Source organism: Frankia sp. BMG5.60 (assembly GCF_059428125.1).
Genome location: NZ_CM182091.1, coordinates 3148526 through 3171639, shown reverse-complemented (window position 1 = coordinate 3171639; position 23114 = coordinate 3148526). Strand labels below are relative to the sequence as shown.

Sequence of the window (23114 nt, the reverse complement as noted above, 5' to 3'; positions counted from 1 at the left end):
CGTCCAGGCTGGAGCCGCGGCGGCCGTCCCCCTACCCTCCGCTTGTCCAGACGGATAAACCGGCACGAAAGCCTCCGGACGAGCAGTACGGCGATGACGATCGCGGGCCTCGGTGGCCTCGGAATCCCCGGTGTCCCCGGAATCCCCGGGGACACCGCGGTGGTCGGCGCCCCCGGGACCCCCCGAGTCGGGACCGGGTCGCCGCCGGCGGGCCAGCAACGCCCCCGAACGTCGGGCGCCGCCGTGAGCGACCCGGTCTGGTGCGATCAAACCGTCACGTGACCGCGCAGACCCCGTATCTCGGCGGCTTTCGGAAAAATGACCCAGGTGCGAGGTCAGGCGATGTGCAGGCCGGAGATCGCCCGGGCGATGACGAGCCGCTGGATCTCCGATGTGCCCTCGAAGATCGTGTAGATCTTGGAGTCGCGGAACATCCGCTCGACGGGATGGTCGCGGCTGTAGCCGGCGCCACCGAGGATCTGCACCGCCTTCTCCGTCGCCCACACCGCGACCTCGCTGGCCTTCAGCTTGCTCATCGATCCCTCGCCGGCCTCGAACGGCCGGCCGCTGTGGCCCATCCAGGCGGCCCGCCAGATGAGCAGCCGGGCCGCGTCGATCTCCATCCGCATGTCGGCGAGCGCGAAGGCGATCGCCTGATTGGTGATGATCGGCCGGCCGAACTGCTCACGCCCGCGGGCGTAGTCCAGGGCGTACTCGTACGCGGCGCGCGCGATGCCGATGGCCTGGGCGCCGACGATCGGCCGGGTGACCTCGAAGGTCGCCAGCGCCGCCTGGCCGGAGGCGCGCCGGCCGGCGCGGGCGGCGGCGAGGCGCTCGTCGAGCCGCTCCCGGCCGCCGAGCAGGCAGCGTCCCGGGACGCGCACGTCGTCGAGGAACACGTCCGCGGTGTGCGAGGCCCGCAGGCCCAGCTTGCGGATCTTGCGGGATGCGGTGAGCCCGGTCGTGCCCGGCGGGACGACGAAGGCCGCCTGGCCGCGCGAGCCCAGCTCCGGGTCCACCGAGGCCACGACGACGTGGACGGCGGCGATGCCGCCATTGGTGATCCACGCCTTCTGGCCGCTCAGGATCCATTCGTCGGTGGCGGGGTCGTGGCGGGCCCGCACCCGCATGGCCGACACGTCCGAGCCGGCGCCCGGCTCCGAGACGCAGAACGCCGCCACCTTCGGGTCGCTCGCGTCGCCGAAGCACTGCGGCGCCCACTCGCCGATCTGCTCCGGGGTGCCGGCGGAGACGATCCCGGCGACACCGAGCGTCGTGCCCATGATCGACATGCCGATCCCGGCGTCGCCCCAGAACAGCTCCTCGGACAGCAGCGGCAGCGACAGGCCGGTGGGATCCGCCCACAGCGTGGCCAGGGCGTCGAAGTCGTACAGGCCGATCTTCGCCGCCTCCTGGATGATCGGCCACGGCGTCTGCTCGCGCTCGTCCCAGTCCGATGCCGCGGGGCGGACCACGTCGGCGGCGAAGCCGTGCACCCAGGAACGCAGCTCCCGCTGCTCGTCGCTCAGGTCGAGCCCGAACCCCCCGCTCATCGACGCCGCGTCAGGTGCGCTCGTCGGAGCCGGCGACGTCGAGGACGTCGTCGACCCGCCGCCGCGGGGTCGGGTGCAGCAGCTCGGTACCCGATGGCAGGTAGCCGGCTCGAAGGATCATCTGGACGTGCCCCAGCCCGCCGGTGGCCGCGCGGAACTGCTCGCGCATGCCCTCGACGTCGATCGCCTGCGACATGGGCGACGTCGCGAGGCCGAGTGCCGTCGCGGTGAGCAGCACCCGCTGCATCGCCTCGCCGGCCCGCAGCCGGTCGGCGGTGGTGTCCGCCTCGGTGCCGATCAGCAGGATGCCGGGACGCTCCACGTCATTCTCCCGCAGCAGCGTGCCGGCCTGGCCGACCACGTCGAGGTCACGCATCGGGAACTCGGACTGGCGGGGCGCGTCCGAGTGGACGACCGCGCTGCGCGGGATGCCGTCGGCGGCCGGCGCCGTCCGGCTCCACGACGCCAGCTCCTTGCGGTAGTCGTCGTTGTGCTCCTCGATCCAGTCCGCCCGCGAGAGCAGGACGCTGACCTGGACCCGCAGGTCCGGATCGGTCGGCGCGGTGAGCCAGGCGCCGTGCGCCTCGGCCGCCTCACGCAGCCGGGCGACGGCGTCGTCGGGCAGCGGGCGCTCGGCGAAGGGGCGGCGGTCGGTGTACCGGCGGGGGATGGCCTCGACGAGGGCCCGCTCGGTGTCGTCCGCCGGCCGCTGCCCGACGACCGTGACGGTGGCCAGGCGCTTCGAGCGGAAGTCGTCGCCGTCCGGCAGGAGCTCGACGGCCGGTTCCAGGCCGCGGACCCGCAGCGCCAGCAGGGCGTTGCACAGCGCCGCGCCGCAGCTCAGCAGGAGCTGCCGCCCCTCGGGGTCGGCGATGTCGAGCTGGCGAGAGCTGTCGGCGAGGAGGGTGAGCCCGTCCGCCTCGAGCCGCCACAGCCAGGGCTGGGTGTTGTGGATGGAGGGCGCCGCAGCGGCCGCCGCGACCACCTCTCGGGCCAGGCCGGGCGACAACGGCAGCGATGCGGACCGCTCTGCATCGGTGGGCATGTCAGCCTCCCTTCTCCTCAAGTATCTACCCCCAGCCTGCGGGACGATCGCGTTCGGGGCATGCGCCGACCGGAACCCACAGGTCGGGACCGACGGCCGGGCCGAGGGAGCCGAGTGGCCCGTGTCCCGCGCCTCGCCCGCCTGCTGGTACCGGCAGGAAGCGGACGAATCGTTCCCTCAGGCGGCAGCGGGGGACTGCCGGTCGGCGGCGTCGGAGTGGGCGCGGGCAGCGCGGGTAGTTCCTGTGCATGGTTGGAACTGACCCCGAGGCGGTGATCGCCGAGCTGCTCACCCGCCACGGGCGGACGTACGCCGACGAGATCGGCGCCGACGTGCCGGCAGACACCGCCGAGGCGATGTTCCGGCTGACCGTCTTCGCCCTGCTCGCCAGCGCCCGCATCCGCACCGCGGCGGCGGTCCAGGCCACCCGCGCGCTCATGGACGCGGGCTGGACCGACGCCGCGTCGATGGCCGAGGCGACCTGGGAGGAACGCACGGGCGTCCTGCACCGCAACGGCTACGCCCGCTACGACGAGAGCGCCTCCCGCCAGCTCGAGGACGCCAGCCGGTACCTGTCGGACACCTACGACGGCGACATCCGGCACCTGCGCGAGGCCGCGGACCACTTCCCGGACCGCGAGCGCGCGCTGCTCCAGAAGATCAAGGGCATCGGCCCGGTGGGGGCCGACATCTTCCTGCGCGAGGCCCAGGCCGGCTGGGACGAGCTCGTCCCCTACCTCGACGAACGGGTGCGCCGCACCGCCGGCGAGCTCGGGCTGCCGACCAGTCCGCAGCGGTTCCTGGACCTGGTTGACCGCGGCGACGTGCCCCGGCTGGTCGCCGCGCTGGTCCGGGCGCGGCAGGAGCGCGACGTCGGCGACCTGCACGAGTCGGCCTCCGACCGCTCCTAGCCGGGTGCGTCTAGCTGGGTGCGTCCGAACCAGGGCGGGGCTGGTCGCGGTGCGTTCTGCGCGAGCCCGGCCGTGCGCTCCCGCACGGGCGCGGCGCCCGCGACCGACACGTCCCTGCCGCCCCACGGCCGGCCCCGACGCGTTCCCGTCCCTCCCCCATTTAGCGCAGCCCAGACGGATGGGTGCCCGGACGTCCGGGCCTGACGTCCGTAATCTGGAACACGCGCCGGTGCGGCGTTGCGGCCGCCGTGCCCCGGGTACGGTTCGGGACGCCGTCGCCGACGTGGTCGTCTGCCCACCCGATCCACCCGATCCACCCGATCCGCCGTTCGACCCGGTAGGACACAGGTCTGCGCGGCGGGCCGGGAAGGTTCGCGGGGAAGGTGCTGTTACCTTCCTGGCTCACCGGTCTGCGCCCGGCCGGCAGGTACGGGCCGTGGCCGGCGGCCGGTGTTCGCGGCGGCCTGGCCGGATCGGCTGCCGCGCCGGTCCCGTACCGGGGTGCGGCGAGCTACGCCGGGGCGCCATGGGCGTCTCGGCGCAGTGGCGCGCGCCCCCGCGGGCCGACCACCGGCGAAACCGGCCCGTGCCGATCAGCCATCGAACCCGAATCCGACCCGGGAGGAGCGCCGGTGCCGACCATGCAGGATGTCGAGCGCGCCCGCGAACAGGCATACCTGGACACGCTGTACACCCGCCTGGACGAGGTCCGGGAGATCACCCGGGAGCAGCTACGCGGGGTGCTGCTCGACGTCGGCACCGGCACCCCGCAGTCGATCGTCGAGCGGGACGTGTTCGCCGCGGCGCACGCCGACCGGCTCGCCCGCCTCGACGCCGCCGAGGGCCGGCTCTGCTTCGGTGCGATGGACCACGACGACGGCCGGCGCACCTACATCGGGCGCATCGGCCTGTCCGACAGCGAGCAGGAGCCCATCCTCGTCGACTGGCGCGCCCCCGTCGCCACGGCCTTCTACCGGGCGACCCTCGCCGACCCGCAGGGCCTCGTCCGTCGCCGGCACCTGCGCACCCGGGGGCGGGAGGTCACCGGGATCGCGGACGACCCGTTGGGGCCGCTCGGGTCGGCGCCGGACGGCGCGGTGGCGCCGTCCGGCGACTCGATGCTGCTGGAGACCCTCGCGGCGCCCCGCACCGGGCGCATGCACGACATCATCGCGACCCTGCAGGCCGAACAGGACCGCATCATCCGGGCCCGGGCCAACGGCATCCTCGTCGTCGACGGTGGCCCGGGCACCGGCAAGACGGCGGTGGCGCTGCACCGCGCGGCCTACCTGCTCTACAACGACCGGGCCCGACTCGACCAGTCCGGCGTGCTGATCGTGGGACCGAGCCCGGTGTTCCTGCGGTACATCGACCAGGTGCTGCCGTCCCTCGGCGAGACCGGCGTGGTCTTCGCGACCCCCGGGCGGCTGTTTCCCGGCGTCGACGCCACCGCCGACGAACCGGTCGAGGTCGCCACCCTCAAGGGCGACCCGCGGATGGCCGAGGTCGTCGCCGGGGCGGTGCGGGACCGCCAGCGACTGCCCCGGCAGGAGCTGGTGATCAACTATGACGACCACGTGTTGCGGCTCGGTCAGGAGACCGTCGCCCGGGCCCGCACCCGGGCCCGCCGCAGCCGCCGCCCGCACAACTCGGCCCGGCGGGTCTTCCTGCGCGAGCTGCTGGCCGAGCTCACCACACAGGTGGTCCGTCAGATCCGCGGCGGCCTGCTCGACGCCGACGAGCGCGGGCAGATCACCCGCGACCTGTGGGCGGAGGAGGAGATCCGGGCGGTCCTCGACGGGCTGTGGCCGCTGCTGACGCCGCAGCAGCTCGTCGGCGACCTGTTCAGCGACTCGGCCGCGCTGGCCCGGGCGGCGGGCAACCGGCTCACGCCGGGCGAACGCGCCCTGCTGCAGGATCTGCCCCCGGCCGCCGACCCGGCCCGGCCCGGCCGGGCGTTGCCCGGTGCCGATGGGCCGCGGGTGATCCGGTCCGGCGGCGTCGCCGGACCGCGGACGGTGGACGAGGACGATGCCGACGACCTGTTCGCCGCGGCGAACCTGCTCCCGACCGCCGCCGGCGCCGGCCCGAACGGCGCCCGTCCGGACGATCGTGGCCGGGCGGACGACCGTGGCCGGGCGGACGATAGTGGCCGGGCGGACGATCGGGCGGGCACAGATCCCGCCGGTCACGCGGGCCGGATTCCGGTTCCGCGGACCGGTGACCCGGCCATCGCCACCGGCCCGGACGTCGGCGATGATCCGGCCGTCGGCGCGGGCCTGGCCGCCGCTCGGCGGGGCGCCGGCGGGGAGCGCCGCTGGACGCCGGCGGACGTGCCGCTGCTCGACGAGGCGGCCGAACTGCTCGGTGACCCCGAGGAGGAGGCAGGCCTCGAGGCCGCCCGACGCGCCGAGCGGGAACGGGCGGAGGAACGCGAGTACGCCCGCGGCGTGGTCGACATGCTGGGCCTGGACGGGCAGGTCGACGCGGCGGCGCTCGCCGACCGCTGGTCCGGTCCCCGGGTGCGGCGCACCGCCGCCGAGCACGCCCGTGAGGACCGTGGCTGGGCGTTCGGCCACCTGATCGTCGACGAGGCGCAGGAGGTCTCGCCGATGCTGTGGCGGCTGCTGTGGCGCCGCTGCCCCGGGCGGACGGCCACCCTGGTCGGTGACCTGGCCCAGACCGCCCGGCCGGGCGCGCCGACGAGCTGGGCGGAGCTGCTGGCACCGGTGGTCGACGAGCGGTTCACGGTGGAACGGCTCAGCGTCAACTACCGCACCCCGCAGGAGATCATGGATGTCGCCGCGGAGGTTCTGCGCGCGCAGAACCCGCGCCTGACCGCGCCGGTGTCGGTCCGCGCGGTGGGCCACCGCCCCACGGCGGTGCGGGTCGGCGACGTCGCCGTCGAGGACGTCCCCGGGCTCGCCCGGCTGCTGGGGGACGCGCCGTCCCCCGCGAACGAGCCGTCCGCGCCGCTGCTGGCCGCCGTCGCGCACGCCGCCAGGCGGGAGGCGGCGGCGGCCGGCTCGGGCCGCGTGGCCGTGATCGCCCGGCCCCGCGACGTGCTGGCCCTGCGGGCAGCGTTGATGGCCCTGCTGCCCGACCTGGCCGTCGTCCCGGACTCGGTCGATCCGGCGAGCGCCGCCGGCAATGCGTTGGACGCGCCGGTCGCGGTGCTCAGCGTGGCGGAGACCAAGGGTCTGGAGTTCGACGCGGTGGTACTCGTCGAACCGGCCGCGCTGCTCACCGAGCCGACCCGGGGCCTCGCCGACCTGTACGTCGCGCTGACCCGGGCCACCCGCTCGCTCAGCGTCGTCTACTCCGGCGAGCTCCCGCCGGTGCTGGGTGGCCTCGACCACGAGTGACCCGACCGCCGGCGGACCCGACCGCCGGCGGACCGGATCGCGGTGACCGGATCGCGGTGACCGAGCCTTGGGCGGGGCAGCGACTGGCCGGTCGGGAGCCTGCGCGCGGGGCGGTCAGCCGCCGCCCATCGCCTCCATCCGGGCCGCCATCTCCTGCGGGGGCACCTGCTCGACCCGGGAGGCGATGCTCCAGCGGTGCCCGAACGGGTCGGTGAACTGACCGGACCGGTCGCCGTAGAACTGGTCCGTCACCGGTCGCACGGCGGTGGCGCCGGCGGCGAGGGCGCGGTCGTAGGCGGCTTCGACGTCCTCGACGTACAGCGAGATCGTCACCGGGGACCCGCCGACCGAGGCCGGGCTCAGGGCACCCATCTCGGGGAACTCGTCGGAGAGCATGAGCACCGAGTCGCCGAAGGCGAGCTCGGCGTGGGCCACCTTCCCGTCGGGCGCCGGCAGGCGCATCCGCTCGGTGGCACCGAGCACGGACGCGTAGAACTCGATCGCCGCGGCCGCGCCGTCGACGCACAGGTAGGGAGAGAGCCGGGGGTAGTCGCTGGGGATGGGGGAGACGTCGCTCATCGTGACCTCCGCGGTCGGTGTGGCTGGGACGGATCGGGCCGGTCCGGGCGAACGGGCCGATCCCGTGCCGGAGGCGCCGTCCGGCAGCAAGGATGGTGGGGTGACGCGGGACGGGGACAGGGCGCGGGATCGGGCGCTGACAGGGGCGGGACGGGGACATGGTCTCGCTCGGGTCCGACAGTTTCGGGCCGCCGGCCGCGCGGAGGGCACCGACCCCGGCGGCGCGGACCGGGCCGAGCTGGTCGCCCGGCTGCGGGCGGCGCTCGGCGAGCGGCCGGGCGCGTCGATCGTCGACGCCTCCGCGCGGCGGCGGGCGGAGTACTCGTCGGACGCGTCGAACTACCGGGTGCCGCCCGCGGTGGTGGTGTTCCCGCGGGAGGTCGACGACATCGCGGCGGTCGCCGAGGTCTGCCGGGCCACCGGTACCCCGCTGACGACCCGCGGCGCCGGCACCTCGATCGCCGGCAACGCGGTCGGCCCCGGCGTCGTGGTGGACGTCAGCCGGCACCTCGACCGCATCGTCGCACTGGATCCCGCCGAACGCACCGCCACCGTGCAACCCGGGGTCGTCCTCGACCGACTGCAGGCCGCCGCCGGGCGCCACGGCCTGCGCTTCGGCCCGGACCCGTCCACCCACGCCCGCTGCACCCTCGGCGGGATGATCGGTAACAACGCCTGCGGTTCGCGCGCGATCGCCTACGGTCGCACCGCGGACAACGTGCTGTCCCTCGACGTGCTCGACGGCACCGGTCGCCGGCTGCGCGTCGGCGCCGGGGAACCGAACGGGATTCCCGGCCTCGACGCGTTCGTCCGGGCCAACCTGGCGACCCTGCGCACGGAGCTCGGGCGGTTCGGCCGCCAGGTGTCCGGCTATTCCCTGGAGCACCTCCTCCCGGAGCGGGGCGCGGACCTGGCCAGGGCGCTGGTCGGCACCGAGGGAACCTGCGTGGTCGTGCTCGGCGCGACGGTGCGGCTGGTGGCGCCCCCGCCCGCGACCGCCATGGTGGTGCTCGGCTACCCGGACATGCCGGCCGCGGCGGACGCGGTGCCGCCCCTGCGAGCGCACGGGCCGCTGGCGATGGAGGGGATGGACGCCCGGCTGGTCGACATCGTCCGCCGCCACCGCGGGGCGGGTGCGGTGCCGGCGTTGCCGGCCGGCACCGGCTGGCTGTTCGTCGAGGTCGGTGGGGACACCCCGGAGCAGGCCCTGGCGGCCGGCCGGGCGCTGGCGGCCGACGCGGGGACGTCGGCGGTGCGCGTGCTGGCGACCGGGCCCGAGAGCCGCGCGCTGTGGCGGATCAGGGAGGACGGCGCGGGCCTGGCCGGGCGGACCGCCGACGGCGAGCCGGCCTGGCCCGGCTGGGAGGACGCCGCCGTGCCGCCCGAGCGGCTCGGCGCCTACCTGCGCGACTTCGAGGAGCTGCTACGCGCCCACCGGCTGGCGGGGGTGCCCTACGGCCATTTCGGCGACGGCTGCGTCCACGTCCGGCTCGACCTGCCGCTCGCGGCCGCGCCCGGTCGGCTGCGAGCCTTCCTCGGCGAGGCCGCCGACCTGGTCGCCGCGCACGGTGGGTCGCTGTCGGGCGAGCACGGCGACGGCCGCGCCCGCAGCGAGCTGCTGCCCCGGATGTACTCGCCGGCCGCGATCGCCGCCTTTGCCGGGTTCAAGCACCTGTTCGACCCCGCGGACCTGCTCAACCCGGGTGTGCTGGTCCGGCCCCGGCCCGTCGACGCCGACCTGCGCCTGCCCGCCGCCCGCCCGTTGCCCCTCGCCGGCGGCTTCGCCTTCGCCGCCGACGCGGGGGACTTCGGGCGGGCCGTGCACCGCTGCGTCGGGCTCGGGACCTGCCGGGCGGACACGTCGGCGGCGGGTGGGTTCATGTGCCCGTCGTTCCTGGCCACCCGGGACGAGAAGGACTCCACCCGCGGACGGGCCCGGGTGCTGCAGGAGATGGCGAACGGGACGCTGGTCCGCGGCGGCCCCGCGTCCCGAGAGGTCGCCGAGGCGCTGGATCTGTGCCTGTCCTGCAAGGCCTGCGCCCACGACTGCGCGGCCGGGGTGGACATGGCGACCTACAAGTCCGAGGTGCTGTACCGGGCGCACCGCCACCGGATCCGGCCGGTCGGCCACTACGTGCTCGGCTGGCTGCCGCGCTGGGCTCGCCTCGCCGGCCGGGCGCCCGCGCTGGTCAACGCGGTGCTGTCCCGGCCCGCGGCCCGGCGTGCCCTGCTGCGTCTCGGCGGCATGGATCCCCGCCGCGACGTTCCCACGTTCGCGGTCGAGCCGTTCAGCCGCTGGTGGCAGGCGCGGATCCGGCGAGACGGGGGCGGCGGCGGGGGCGGGGGCCGGGACGTGGTGCTCTGGATCGATTCGTTCACCGAGTCGTTCTCGCCCGAGGTCGGGCGGGCGGCGGTCGAGGTGCTGACCGCGGCCGGTTACCGGGTGATCGTGCCGCCCGGCCCGGCGTGCTGCGGGCTGACCTGGATCACCACCGGCCAGCTCGACGGGGCACGCCGACGGCTGCGGGCGACCGTGGCGAGCCTGGCGCCGTACGCCCGAGCGGGCACGCCGATCGTCGGCCTGGAGCCGTCCTGCACCGCGGTGCTGCGTGGCGACCTGACCGAGCTGCTTCCCGACGACCCGGCCGCGGCCCTGGTCGCGGGCGGGGTCCGCACGCTCGCCGAGCTGCTGGCGGCCACCCCCGGCTGGGCGCCGCCGCGTCTCGACGGGGTGCGGGTGCTCGCCCAACCGCACTGCCACCAGCACGCGGTCATGGGTTTCACGGTCGACCGCGACCTGCTCTCAGCGACCGGCGCCCGGCTGGAGGTGCTGGCCGGCTGCTGCGGCCTGGCCGGCAACTTCGGGATGGAGGCCGGGCACTACGACGTCTCCGTCGCCATCGCGAAGCGGGGCATCGGCCGGGCGGCCGCGGCGGCACCCGCCGACGCGATGCTGCTCGCAGACGGGTTCTCCTGCCGCACCCAGGCCGCGCACATCACCACCCGGCACGGCCGCCATCTCGCCGAGCTGCTCGCCGCGCCCCCGACCGTTGCGGCGCCCGCGACCATCGCGCCCGCGACCATCGCGCCCCCGACCACCGCGCCCGCGACCATCGCGCCCCCGACCACCGCACCCCCGACCGTCGCCACCTGACGCGGCGGTCCGGACTCGCCCTATCCGGGCCATAGGCTCGCTTGTCCGGCATCGGACGTATGCCATGAACCACATTCTCCCGCCTCGTTGTGGTCGGGAGAGAAGGCGGTCTTCGACTCCGGTAAAGATGCGCAGGATTTACCGTGGAGAATGTCGTGGATTTTCGTGCTGGTTGGGCCCGTCGGCGGGTCGCGTAGCGACGTTGGTTGTGTCTCGGAGTGTGCCTGGTGGGCACTTGTGCCCACCTGTTGCGACCGTACGGTAATTTTTCGCTCAGCCTCGGGAGTTGTCAGGCCGAGATTCGGGCCGGGGGTGTCACGAAAATGGCCCGATTCGTTGTTTCTTTTTCGGCTCCAGCTGGGGGAAATTCGTCATGCTCCTTGCCACAACCATGCCCGACAGACCGTGTGTCGCATTGCCGGCGGCCGCCCCCGGGAACGGGAACCAGTCGGCGCCGGTTCGCCTCGTGAGGGTCCGCCGACTGATAGCGCGCGGACCGGGCGGAGGCCAGCCGCGATGACGCCGACGAGTACCGGGGATCTTCCCGACGACCTCACCGGCCTCCTGCGTCGGCCGGTCCTGCCTCAACCCCGCACCCCACCGGACGTCCTGGCCGGCGCGGCGGCAGCGGGCGGGGCCAGGGCCGATTCGCCCCTGCCCGCCAACGCCGACCTCGACCCCGACCTCGACCCCGACTCCGACTCCGACCTCGACCTCGACGCCGACCCCGACCCACCGACGACCGCCCACCGCCTCGCGCCGGTGGCCCCGCGGCTGTCTGTCGTGGTGCCGACCCGCAACGAGGCGCACAACGTCGAGCCCCTGCTGCGCCGGCTCGACGAGGCGCTGCGGGGCCTCGCTGGCGAGGTCATCTTCGTCGACGACTCCGACGACGGAACACTCGAGGCGATCGCCCGGGTCCGGCCGACGGTGAGCCTGCCGGTGCGGGTGCATCATCGCGCGCCGCGGGACCGGGTGGGCGGTCTCGGCGGCGCGGTCAGCGAGGGTTTCGCCCTGTGCGCGGCGCCCTACGCCGTGATCATCGACGGCGACCTGCAGCATCCGCCGGAGACGATCCCCGCCCTGCTCGCCGCGGCGCTGCACGATGCCGCCGACGTGGTCATCGGCAGCCGTTACGCGCCCGGCGGCAGCGCCTCAGGTCTCGCCGGCACCACCCGGCACCTCGTCTCCACCGGCTCGAACCTGCTCTGCCGGCTGGCGTTCCCGCGGCGGCTGCGCGGTGTCTCCGACGTGATGAGCGGCTTCTTCCTCGTCCGGGTGGCCGCGGTCGACCGGGCGGGGCTGCGTCCCGACGGCTACAAGATCCTGCTGGAGCTGCTGGCCACCGCCGGTCCGCTGCGCATCCGGGAGGTCGGCTACGCCTTCGCCGAGCGGCACGCCGGCGCCTCGAACGCCTCGATGTCCGAGGGAGTGCGGTTCGTTCGGCGGCTGTTCTCGCTGCGGGTGCCCCGCCCGGCGCGGTTCGCCCTGGTCGGGGCGTCCGGGACCGTCCCGAACCTGGCCGGCACCGCCGTCCTGCACCACCTGGGCCTGCACTACCTGGCCGCGGCGATCCTCGCCACGCAGGTCGCGATCGCCTGGAACTTCGCCGGCTGCGAGCTGCTGGTCTGGGACCGCCAGGCCGGCTCCCGGCTCCGTCGCTACCCGGTGTTCGCGATCATCAACAACCTCGACCTCGTCGTCCGGCTGCCGCTGCTCGCGCTGCTCGTCGGCCGGTGGGGCTTCGGCGTCGGCACGGCGACCCTGCTGTCGCTGGCCGCCGCGGTGATCATCCGCTACCTGGTGGTGGAGCGGCTGGTCTACCGCCGCCGGCCGGCAGGATCGCCCACGCCGGCCCCGAGTGGGCCCGCGGGCCCGTCACGACCATTCCGGCCGGGCCGGGCCCAGGGCGCGAGTCGGCCGGGTGGCCTGTCCTGGCCGGCGGGCGCGCCGGGGGAGGAGGCCCCTGATGCGGCCACGTGAGCTGCGGCCACGTGAGCTGCGGTCGCGCCGGCTCGCCCGCCCGACCCGGTCCGGCCGGGCCCTGGTCGCCGTGGTGCTGGCCTCGGCCGTCGGGCAACTCGCCCTGCTGGTCGCGGGCTCGCCGGCGGCGTCGGCGCAGACCTGTTCGGACGACCAGTGGAACGCCGAGTTCCACTCCGGGACCGAGCTGGGCGGCGACCCGGCCGGGCAGCGCTGCGACGCCGCCATCGACTTCGACTGGTCGGCGAACGGCCCCGGCGTCACCGGCATCGGCACCACCGGCTACTCGGTGCGCTGGACCCGCCAGGTCACCCTCGCCGCCGGCTCCTACACGGTGAACGTGACCGGCGACGACGGCGTCCGGGTGCTCATCGACGGGCAGTCCGTCGCCGACGGCTGGGGCGACCACGGTCCGCAGACGTTCACCGGCACCCGCACCCTGGCCGCGGGCGCCCACACGATCGTCGTCGAGTACTACCAGAACGCCGGCGGCGCCATGGTCGAGTTCGACCTCACCGGCGGTCCGGCGGGATCGGGCGGCGCCGGGCCCGACTGCGCGGCGGGCGAGTGGGCGGGCACCTACTTCCCGAACCGGACGATGAGCGGCACCGGGGTGCCCCGCTGCTCGGCGGCCGTCGACTACGCCTGGGGCGACGACGGTCCCGGCCTGGCCGGCATCGGCGCCGACAACTTCTCCGCCCGGTGGACGCGGACGGCGACCTTCGCCGCCGGCACCCTGGCGTTCACCGTGACCGCCGACGACGGGATCCGGGTCTACCTCGACGACCAGCCGATCATCGACCGCTGGCGCGACCAGGGCCCCACCACGTACACGGCGAGCACGGAGGTCACCGCCGGCAGCCATGCCATCCGGGTGGAGTACTACGAGCACGCGGGAGGCGCGACCGCGCGGGTCGGCTACACCCTCACACCCGCGGCCGCGTGCCACGGCCTGCAGTGGTCGGCCCAGTACTTCGGCAACGTCACGCTCACCGGCACGCCGACGCCGGCGCGCTGCGAGACCGGACTGCACCACGACTACGGTGACGGCGGCCCGGGCGTGGCCGCCATCGGCGTGGACGCCTTCTCCGCCCGCTGGACCCGGGCCGACCGCTTCGCCGCCGGTCCGATCACGATCACCGCGACCGCCGACGACGGGGTGCGTGTCTACGTCGACGGCACCCGGGTGATCGACGGCTGGAACGACCAGGGCCCGACCACCTTCACCGCCACCCCGACGATGACCGCGGGCACCCACACGATCGTCACCGAGTACTACGACCGGGCCGGCGGGGCGCAGATCCGCGTCGACTACACCGGCGGCGGCGACCCCGGTCCCGTCCCGCCCCCGCCGCCGGGCGGTTGCGCCTCCGACTGCGGCGGATCCTGGCAGACGCTGAGCTATCCGAGCTCCGTCCGGTCGGTACACGCCAGCGTCCTGCACACCGGGAACGTGCTGCTCGTCGCCGGCTCCGGAAACGACCTGTCCGCGTTCGACGCGCACACCTTCAAGTCCACCGTCTGGAATCCGACTACGGGTCAGTTCAAAGATATTCCTGTTGCGGACGACCTATTCTGCTCCGGCCATGTCCAGCTTCCGGACGGTCGAATCCTGCTGGCCGGCGGAACGGCCGCCTACTCCACCACGACGGCCAACTACAAGGGCCTGGCGAAGAGTTACGTCTTCGATCCCGTGGCCGACACGTACACGGCGACGAACGACCTGCCCGGCGGCGGCCACTGGTATCCGAGCCTGACCGCGCTGGGCGACGGCAACGTCCTCGCCGTGGGCGGCCTGGACCAGAACGCGGCCGGCAGCGTCGCGACCGAGATGTTCGACAGCTCCCGGCAGACCTGGCTCCCCGCCGCCCAGGTGCCGCAGACGTACTTCTTCTGGGGCCTCTACCCGGAGCTGAAGCTGATGACGGACGGGCGGCTGTTCTACGCCGGCGTCCACACCTTCGGCAACGCGCCGACCGAGGCCGGCTCGAACATCTACGACCCGGCCGCGGCGACGGTCAACGACGTGCCGGGCCTGCGTCACGTGAACCTGCGCGACCAGGGCGCCTCGGTGCTGCTTCCGCCGGCCCAGGCCGGGCGGGTGCTGACCCTGGGCGGCGGCAACGGCGACGCCGGGGCCGACGCCATCGCCGCCACCGACCTCATCGACCTGCGCCAGCCCGACCCGCACTGGCAGGCCGGCCCGGACCTGCCCGCGGCGAAGATGTACGTCAGCGCCGTGATCCTGCCCGACGGGAAGGTCCTGGAGACCGGCGGCGGACGGCACCTGCGCTCCGACCCGGTGCACGAGGCGTCGATCTACGACCCGGTCGCGGACACCTTCACCTCCGTCCCGCCGGACCCTCAGGACCGGACCTACCACTCGCAGGCGTTCCTGCTGCCCGACGGCAGCGTCGCGGCGCTGGGGAACAACCCGCTCGACGGGTCGTTCAGCCAGGCGATCTCCGTCTACCGGCCGTGGTACATGAGCCGGCAACGCCCCGCGATCACCCAGGCGGCCGACACGTTCGGCTACGGCTCGCGGCAGGCGCTGACGGTCGACGGTGACATCGGCCGGGTCGCACTGCTGCGGCCCGCGTCGGTCACCCACCAGGCCGATCCCAACCAGCGCAGCGTCGATCTGCCGGTGTCGGGCGGCGGCCAGGGCGGCCAGATCTCGGTCGCGGTCCCCGACAATCCGAACCTGCTTCCGCCGGGGTATTACATGATGTTCGCCCAGAACACCGCCGGGGTCCCCTCGGTCGCCCGATGGGTGCGGGTCGGTTGAGCGCGCACCTGGACGGACCACCCGTCCCACGCGTTCCACCCGTTCCCGCGGCCGGCGGGCGGCGACGGGCGATGGTGACGATCGTCCTCGCGGTGGCGCTGGTCAACGGCGCCGCCGGGGTGATCGGCCATGGCGGGTGGCCCGGCGGCGGCTCCGGCCGTCCCCGCCCCCCCGGCCATGACTCGGCCGGTCATGACTCCGCCGGTCATGACTCGGCCGGTCATGACTCCGCCGGTCAGGACATCGTCGCCGCGGTCGCGCCGGCCGCCGCGCTGTCCGGCCGGGTCGTGCCCCGAGGCAACGGCAGCCCCTCTCCGGTCCCGGTCGGCTTGGACGGCTGCGATTACAACTACGTCACGGCCGACACCAGCCGGCGGATCTGCGTGCCGGTCACCCCGCCGCCCGGCCGGCGCCTCGACTGCGCCTACCTGCGAGAACAGGGAATCGGCTCCGTCCGGGTCGCCGGTCAGGACACCCGGCGGCTCGCCGGCGCGGCGCCCGCGGCCGCACGGGGCACGGTGCTCTGTGCGCCCTGACGAAGGTTCGGTAGGGCGGCGGGGGCTGGTGGCGCTGGTCGCCGTCCTCGGGATCGGCGCACTCGGCGGCTGCGGCGGCGCCGGTTCCGCGGGCGGTGCGTCCGCGGCGATGGCCGATGGGCCGCCATCCGGTTCCGGTGCGGCGGCCACGGCCGGCGGCGGCTGGCACGGCACCGTGCCCGGGGTCACCGTGCCCCGGCCGTCGTTCGTCCTGACCGACACCGCCGGGCGCCGCTACGACTTCGCCCGCGCCACCGCCGGCCGCGCCACGCTGCTGTTCTTCGGGTACACGCACTGCCCCGACGTGTGCCCGACGACGATGGCGGACCTTGCGGCGGCCCGGCAGGTCGCCGGGCCCGTGATCGCGGCGAAGGTGACGGTCGTCTTCGTCACGACCGACCCGGAGCGGGACACCCCGGCGGTGCTGCGCCGCTGGCTCGCCCAGTTCGACGCCGGGTTCGTCGGTCTGACCGGCACCCCGGCGCAGATCGACGCGGCGCAGCAGGCGGTCGGCGTGCCGGTCGCCCTCTCCGACCCGGCCGCCCGCGCCCGCGCCGGTGCGGGTGCCGGCGCTAGTGAGGACGGCCGGGCGTACCTGGTCAGCCACGCCTCGCAGGTTCTCGGGATCGGTCCGGACGACCGCGTCCGCGTGCGCTACTTCGCCGACACGACGGTCGCCGAGTACGTCGCCGACCTGCCGAGGCTCGTCGCCGCCCTCTGATCCGACCCCAGCATCCACGGCGCGCAACCCCGGATCGCGTGCCGCCCCGGCGGCATCCCGCCGTTGCGACCCGCCAGTCCGGCACCCCGCCAGTCCGGCACCCCGCCGCTCCGGCGTCCCGGCGCGACGCCGCCGCGTCCCCTTCCCGTCAGGCAGGTACTCCAGTGGCATCCGACTTCGAAGCACCGCGGCCCCGCGCGGTTCCGTCCGGCCCGCCCCGACACCCACCGGCACACAACCACCGAGACCCGCGGGCGTCCGCACGTCGCCGGCGGTTGGCGACGGCGGCCTGGGGGATCGCGCTGCACGTGGCGCTCGCCGCCCTGCTCGCCGGCCCGTTGGCCGTCGAGGACGGCCTGGCCTACCTGGTTCCCACCGCGTTCGCCGTCCTCGCGCCCCGCACGTTCGGACGCGCCGGCCCCCGCCGCCCGGCCGCGGCTTGGCCGCGGCCGGTTGGTAGCGGCGGGGGCCTCGCCGTCGTCCGCGCCGCCGGGTGGGTCGATCATCGCGGCGCCCGGCTGCCGCGGATCGTCCAGCTCGCCTGCGAGTCCGCCGGCTGGTACGTGTTCACGGTCGCCGGTTCCCCGGACCTGCGGGTCGCCTCGGTCGACGGCCCCGACCTGCCCGGCTGGCTCGCCGCGACGCTGGGGGCGGCGGCAGCGGTGGGCGGCACGCTGCTGCTGTCCCGTCGCGAGCCGTCCGTGCCCGCGGCGCGCAACCGCCGTCGCGCGATGTCCGTCCTGGCCGCCGCGCCGCTCGCCGCGGCGCTGGCGGTCCGCGCGGCGCAGCATCACCACGCGGTGCTGCTCGCCGCGTGGACGGGGGTGTCGCTGTTGATGCTGCTCGTCGCCATCCTCACCCTGGTGCGCGGCCAGTACAGTTGGCAGCTACCCGAGCGGGTGCACCACGTCGACCTCGCCGACGTCCAGGCGCCGCGTCACCGGTTCTCGCTGATCATCCCCGCCCGCGACGAGCCGATCCTCGGCCGGACCCTGACCCAGATCCTCGCCGGTGACTACCCGGCCGACCTGCTGGAACTGGTCGTGATGGTCTCCCACGACGAGGTCGACCGGCCGACCCGGCGCATCGCCGAGCAGATCGCCGCCCGCCATCCCAACGTCCACGTCATCGCGCCGCAGGGCAGCCAGCGCAGCAAGCCGCTGTCCCTGGAGGACGCCCGCCGGCACTGCACCGGGGACATCGTCGGCATCGTCGACGCCGAGTCGCTCATCGCCGGCGGCCTGCTCACCTACGTCAACACCCTCGCGCTGCGCCAGGCCGACGTCGGCATCTTCCAGGGCGGCGTCCAGCTCATGAACGTACGCGGTCCGGCCCGGGAGGCCCGGGAGCCGCGGCCCGCCGGCGTCGGCCCGTTGCGTGCCGCGCTGCGCCGGTGGAACACCGGGACCTCCTGGTGGCGGGCCCGCAACTGCCTGGAGTACTACATCTGGTTCATGTCCCGCCTGCGTTTCCAGGCGCGGGCGCGCTTCATCCCCCTCGGCGGGAACACCGTGTTCATCCGCCGGTCCGTGCTGGAGCGGCTCGGCGGCTGGGATGTCGCCTGCCTCACCGAGGACTGTGACCTGGGCGTGCGGGCCTCGGTGGCGGGCATCCGCACGACGGTCTTCTACCACCCGGATCTGACGACCAGGGAGGAGACGCCGGAGAGCCTGACGAAGCTCGTCGTCCAGCGCACCCGCTGGATGATGGGGTTCATGCAGGTCCTGTTCAAGGGGGACTGGCGCCTGCTGCCGGGGGGCCGCCAACGGATGATGGCGGCGGAGATGCTGGCCATGCCGTTCTTCCAGGCGATGGCCGGGGTGCTGCTACCCGTCTCGGGAGTCCTCACACTGTTTCTCGCGGCGCCGACGGGCCTCGTCATCGTCTTCTGGTTGCCGCTGGCCGCCTCCGTCATGTCCGTCTTCTCGGAACAGGCGGCGTTCCGGGAGTTCACCGACGCCTACGATCTCGCCGTCGGCCGGTGGGACAGCGTCCGGCTCATCCTCAGCGCGCCGTTCTACCAGCTCGTGCTGTCGATTGCCGCGGTGCGGGCGACCGTGCGGTTGGTGCGCGGCCGGCTGGAGTGGGAGAAGACATCGCATTCCGGCGCCCATCACGGCGCCGGCTCCGGCGCGGGTCGCTTCGGATTGGAGGCGGCATCATGACCGTTCCCGACGTCTTCGACGCTCTCGACGAGACCGTGGGGCGGCCGGTGGCGCCGCGGCCCGCCGCCTGGGCCGCCGACCGGGCCCGGCAGGTGGGCGCCCGGGTGGCATCCCTCGCGCGGGCCCACCGGCACAGCCTCGTCCTGCTCGCGGTTCTCCTGCCGGTCGTGGCGGTGGTGCACGGGGTCAACTTCGACGGCTGGCCGGGCCGGGTCACCGATGACGAGGGCACCTACGCCGCCCAGGCCTACTCGATGCAGTACTGGAACCGCATCGCCCACTACACCTACTGGTACGACCATCCGTTCGGCGGCTGGCTGCTCATCGCGATCTACACCAAGCTGACCGACGGCTTCCACCGGGCGGCGACGGCCGTCACCGCCGCCCGCGAGCTGATGTTCCTGCTGCACCTGGTGAGCTGCGTGCTGCTGTACCGGCTTGGCCGGCTGCTGGGCCTGCGCCGGTTCTTCGCCGGCCTCGCGCTGCTGGTGTTCTCGCTGTCGCCGCTCGCGCTGTGGTACCAGCGGATGGCGTTCCTGGACAACATCGCCGTGATGTGGCTGCTGGCGGCCTTCGTCTGCGCGGCGTCCCCGCGGCGCAGCGTGGCCGCGGCGGCGCTCGCCGGGACGTTCATGGCGTTCTCCTTCTGGTCGAAGGAGACGACACTGCTGTTCCTGCCCGGGCTGTACGTGCTGCTCTGGCAGCACCGGGATCCGCGGAACTGGCGGTTCGTGCGACGCAACTTCCTCGGCTGCCTGCTCGGGATCTGCGGCATCTACATCCTGTACGCGGCGGCGAAGAACGAGCTGTTCGAAGGGCCGGGCCACGTCTCGCTGGAGTGGGCGGTGCGCTGGCAGCTGTTCGACCGGGCGCCGAGCGGCAGCGTGCTCGACACCGGCAGCGACACCTACAACGTCGTCCGCTCCTGGTTCGACCTCGACCCGTACCTGGTGCTGGCGGGCATCGCCGCGGCCGTGCCGCTGCTCGCGCTGCGCCGGCTGCGGGTGGTCTCGGCGCTGCTGTTGATGCAGTTCGGCTTCATCTTCCGCAACGGCTACCTGCCCAACCCGTACGTCACCGCGATGCTGCCCTTCGCGGCCCTCTGCGCCGCCGGCCTGCTCGACGTAGCGCTACCCCGCACCCCGTCGCGGATGACTGTTGGCCTTGACCATGGCGACCGCGACGCCGACCGCGACGCCGACCACGACGCCGACCACGACGCCGACCACGACGCCGACCACGACGCCGACCACGACGCCGACGCCGACGCCGAACGCAAGGGCGACCCGGACGGCAGCGGTGGCGCGGCCCGGGAACGCGGCGGTGAAGCGCGGGGTGTGCCGAGATGGTTGACGGCCGCGTGGACGGGACTGCGCCGAGGCGCGGTGGCCGTGGCCGTGGTCGGCGCGGTGGTGACGCTGGCCTGGGACTGGACACCGAAGATCCACACGGCGCTGACCCTGGACGCGAGCGCCCCCAGCCGGGACGCCACCCGCTGGTTCCTCACCCACATCCACGACAACGGCACGGTCATCACCGACGACATCGCCTGGACCGACCTGACCATCCACGGCCGCCATCCGCTGCCGGTGTGGTTCTACAAGCTCGACCTCGACCCGCAGGTCCGCGGCCACTTCCCGCACGGCTGGAAGGACGTCGACTACCTGATGATGGGCAAGCCCCCGGACTCGGTGCTCGCCGAGGTCCCGATCGTCGCCGAGGCCCTGCACCACTCCGTGGTCATCAAGTCCTTCGGCAACGGCGAGATCGAGATCCGCCGGGTTCTCCCCCCCGGCTGCCGCCTCGACATCCCGCCCGACCGCTGCGGCCCCGACGCGTCCGAGCGGCTGTCCCCGCCCGCCGGAGCGGGTGGCCATGGTTCCGACTATGGCTACGTTCCCGCCGCCGGCGGCGGCGATCATGTCGGTGGAGGAGCGGGAGGGCCTGCACGAGACTCCGGCGATCCTCTCCGACACCGAGATGACGTCCCCTCTCCTGGCGGCGGGTGAGGAGATCGTCCGAAGCGAGGTCCACCCGCCCGCCGAGGTGCTCGCGGCGTTCCGTGAACGAGGTCAACAAAGCGCGGATCATGCCTCTGACCTGCGCAGTTGCACTACTGTCGGACCGTTGCAAGATCTCTTTTTCTGACCCGCCCCGCCCTACCCTTGACCTGCACCTTTACTACGGGGTCGCTGATCATCCCTGGCGGGATCGCAACGCCGGCAGATCACACCTGCGGGGTGCTGACGGTGGGTTTCGGCCGCCGGCATCGCCTCAGGCGAGGGTTGGTCGTCGATGCGACGCTGCTCCGGCTCATCGCGAGCGGTCCCCGTAGCGACTACCGCTATGCCTGAGTAGTCACTGCTCATTTCTGACGACTTCTGGTGCCGGCCGTGCACGCGAAGACTGTGCCTGCAGGCGGCTACCGGGGGTGGGAGCTGCGACAAACGGAATCGGCGCCGGCGCAGGCGCAGTCTGGAGACCAGTGTGAACAAATCGAGAATCGCGGTGCGGGCTTTGCTGTCCGTGACCGTGGCCGTGGCCGGTCTCGTACTCGGCATCGCTCAACCGGCGAGTGCCTCGGCGTTCTCCTGCACGGGCTATGGCATCGGGCGGTACGCCCAGTTCTGCGGGGATACCCAGGGTTCGGGTACGTACGTGCGCACCATCGGGGCTGGTTACTCCTCACCAGTGGCATGGACGGGCTGGCTGTGCAGCACGCGGGTGCGGGCGGAGTTCAAGGACAACGGGGGCAACACCTACCTGTCCTACCTGTCCAGTCTGCAGAGCGGCTGCGGATCGGTCGGGGCGTGGAAGTGGACGCTGAACGGGTACCTGCGGCCGGGCACCCTGCGTTACACATTGTTGTCCAACGGTGCGGAGATCGCCGCCGTGCAGCAAACGATCAGGTAGTCGATGCAATGCCCCTCCCATCCGGGGGGCGGGAGGGGCACCGTCCCGCGGCCCGTCGGTTACACGGTCGGGGTGAGCAGGTGGAACGGTCGTGCAGGGCCGCCGCGGCGGACGCCGGTCAGTGGCACACGGATCGTCGTTGTGCGCATGACGTCGTGTAGGTGAACGGGGACGAGGGGGAGACGTGGCAAGGGCGAGTCGGCCGCCTGTGGGCGCGAGCGTCACAGGCGAAGCGAACGATTCCGGCGGGATGACGCCACCTCCGCACGGGGTGCGGCCTCGTCTGGTCCTGCTATACACCACCTCCGGTGGTGGGCACGTCAGCGCGATGGAGGCTCTGGCGCAGCTGCTCACCGATGCCGGGGCCGAGGTCGAGCGCGTCGACGTCGTCGCGGACTGGTCGTCGTTCCTGGTCCGGCCCCTGTTGCGACTGCACGCCGCAGCGGTGCATCATCCGCCGCTCTGGCGCGTCTGGTACGCGTCGGTGGCGGGCGCGCGCCGGGTCAGGGTGGCGAACGCGGTGCTGGGGTGGGCCGCCCGCCGCGGTTTACGGAGGCTGGCGACGGCGTACCCGGGCTGCGTCTTCGTGTCGCTTCATCCCGCGTTGAACGCGCCGGTGTTGACCGCGCTGGATCGGCACGCCGGCGGACGCAGCCCCTTCGCGACGGTGATCACCGACCTGGTGACGATGTCGCCCATCTGGTTCGACCCCCGCGTCGACGCCTGCCTGGTGCCGACGCGGGAGGCCGAGTCCCTGGCCTTTCGCGCCGGCGTCCCGAGCCAGGTGGTCCATCGGGTGCCCTACCTCGTGCGGCCGGGCTTCCGCCGCGATGCGTCCACCCGACCGTCGGACCCCGCGGCGCGACGGCCGGTGGTGCTGCTGATGGGTGGCGCGGACGGGCTGGGGCCGATGGCCGAGATCGTGCACCGGCTGGACGCGGTCGGCACGCCGCTGACGATCGTCGTCGTCACCGGGAAGAACCGGCGGCTGCGGTCGCGGCTGCGGGCAGCGGCCTGGCGCCAGGACGTGCGCGTGTTGGGGCACGTCGCCGACGTGCCGATGTTGCTGCGGGCGGCCGACGTCCTCGTGAGCAAGGCGGGCGCGGCGGCCATCCACGAGGCGTGCGCCGCGCGGGTGCCGCTGGTCATCGTCCACAGCCTGCCCGGGCAGGAGGAGGGGAACGCGGCCTACGCCGCCGAGCGGGGCGCGGCGCTGGTAGGTGCCGACTCTGCTGACGCATGTGCCAAGACCCTCGCCCTGCTCACCGACGGCCCCGCCCGGCGCGCGATGATCGAGGCACAGACGCGCCTGGACGCGAGCGGCGCCAGCGGCTTCCCCGTCGACCTCCTGATGTCGCTGGGCATGTCGTCGGGGGCCGCGAGGTAGGCGCATCGCTGGCG

At 74.0% G+C, this 23114-nt stretch carries 14 protein-coding genes; 11 read left to right on the top strand and 3 right to left on the bottom strand.

Going from position 1 to position 23114, the window contains the following annotated elements:
- Positions 1 to 335: 335 nt before the first annotated feature.
- Positions 336 to 1553, bottom strand: a complete 1218-nt coding sequence (locus AC5R91_RS12670; RefSeq protein WP_495397350.1) for an acyl-CoA dehydrogenase family protein — start codon at positions 1551 to 1553, stop codon at positions 336 to 338.
- A gap of 10 nt (positions 1554 to 1563) precedes the next feature.
- Positions 1564 to 2598 carry an Acg family FMN-binding oxidoreductase gene (locus AC5R91_RS12665; protein ID WP_495397349.1) on the bottom strand — a complete coding sequence of 345 codons (1035 nt, stop codon included), beginning with the start codon at positions 2596 to 2598 and terminating at the stop codon, positions 1564 to 1566.
- Between the two features lie 248 nt (positions 2599 to 2846).
- Here AC5R91_RS12665 and AC5R91_RS12660 point away from each other — a divergent pair, with 248 nt between their 5' ends.
- Complete coding sequence (locus tag AC5R91_RS12660; protein WP_495397348.1) at positions 2847 to 3509, top strand: HhH-GDP family DNA glycosylase; 663 nt, start codon at positions 2847 to 2849, stop codon at positions 3507 to 3509.
- A gap of 632 nt (positions 3510 to 4141) precedes the next feature.
- Complete coding sequence (locus AC5R91_RS12655; protein ID WP_495397347.1) at positions 4142 to 6874, top strand: HelD family protein; 2733 nt, start codon at positions 4142 to 4144, stop codon at positions 6872 to 6874.
- A 114-nt stretch (positions 6875 to 6988) separates the two neighbouring features.
- On the opposite strand, the gene AC5R91_RS12650 is transcribed toward AC5R91_RS12655, so the two are convergent.
- Positions 6989 to 7453, bottom strand: coding sequence for a VOC family protein (locus tag AC5R91_RS12650; protein ID WP_495397346.1), 465 nt, complete (start codon positions 7451 to 7453; stop codon positions 6989 to 6991).
- 100 nt (positions 7454 to 7553) lie between these two features.
- Here AC5R91_RS12650 and AC5R91_RS12645 point away from each other — a divergent pair, with 100 nt between their 5' ends.
- The 9 genes from AC5R91_RS12645 to AC5R91_RS12605 all read left to right on the top strand — a co-directional run bounded on the left by AC5R91_RS12645 (position 7554) and on the right by AC5R91_RS12605 (position 23100).
- Positions 7554 to 10607 carry an FAD-binding and (Fe-S)-binding domain-containing protein gene (locus AC5R91_RS12645; protein WP_495397345.1) on the top strand — a complete coding sequence of 1018 codons (3054 nt, stop codon included), beginning with the start codon at positions 7554 to 7556 and terminating at the stop codon, positions 10605 to 10607.
- 516 nt (positions 10608 to 11123) lie between these two features.
- Positions 11124 to 12590 (top strand): glycosyltransferase, encoded by a 1467-nt coding sequence (locus tag AC5R91_RS12640; protein WP_495397344.1) that lies wholly within the window; start codon positions 11124 to 11126, stop codon positions 12588 to 12590.
- The gene (locus tag AC5R91_RS12635) at positions 12577 to 15378 is read left to right on the top strand and encodes a PA14 domain-containing protein (protein ID WP_495397343.1); all 2802 of its coding nucleotides are present in this window, start codon (positions 12577 to 12579) and stop codon (positions 15376 to 15378) included. The genes AC5R91_RS12640 and AC5R91_RS12635 overlap by 14 nt, the downstream gene beginning before the upstream one ends.
- 71 nt (positions 15379 to 15449) lie before the next feature.
- The gene (locus tag AC5R91_RS12630; RefSeq protein ID WP_495397342.1) at positions 15450 to 15914 is read left to right on the top strand and encodes a hypothetical protein; all 465 of its coding nucleotides are present in this window, start codon (positions 15450 to 15452) and stop codon (positions 15912 to 15914) included.
- Positions 15904 to 16635 (top strand): SCO family protein, encoded by a 732-nt coding sequence (locus AC5R91_RS12625; protein ID WP_495397341.1) that lies wholly within the window; start codon positions 15904 to 15906, stop codon positions 16633 to 16635. Before AC5R91_RS12630 ends, AC5R91_RS12625 begins: the two co-directional genes overlap by 11 nt.
- 275 nt (positions 16636 to 16910) lie before the next feature.
- Positions 16911 to 18800 (top strand): glycosyltransferase family 2 protein, encoded by a 1890-nt coding sequence (locus AC5R91_RS12620; protein WP_495397340.1) that lies wholly within the window; start codon positions 16911 to 16913, stop codon positions 18798 to 18800.
- Entirely contained in the window at positions 18797 to 20809 is a 2013-nt protein-coding gene (locus AC5R91_RS12615) for a 4-amino-4-deoxy-L-arabinose transferase (RefSeq protein ID WP_495397339.1), read from the top strand. Before AC5R91_RS12620 ends, AC5R91_RS12615 begins: the two co-directional genes overlap by 4 nt.
- A 478-nt stretch (positions 20810 to 21287) precedes the next feature.
- Positions 21288 to 21713 (top strand): hypothetical protein, encoded by a 426-nt coding sequence (locus AC5R91_RS12610; RefSeq protein WP_495397338.1) that lies wholly within the window; start codon positions 21288 to 21290, stop codon positions 21711 to 21713.
- Between the two features lie 250 nt (positions 21714 to 21963).
- Positions 21964 to 23100: an MGDG synthase family glycosyltransferase gene (locus AC5R91_RS12605; protein WP_495397337.1), complete on the top strand. Its 1137-nt coding sequence runs from the start codon at positions 21964 to 21966 to the stop codon at positions 23098 to 23100.
- Positions 23101 to 23114 lie beyond the last annotated feature (14 nt).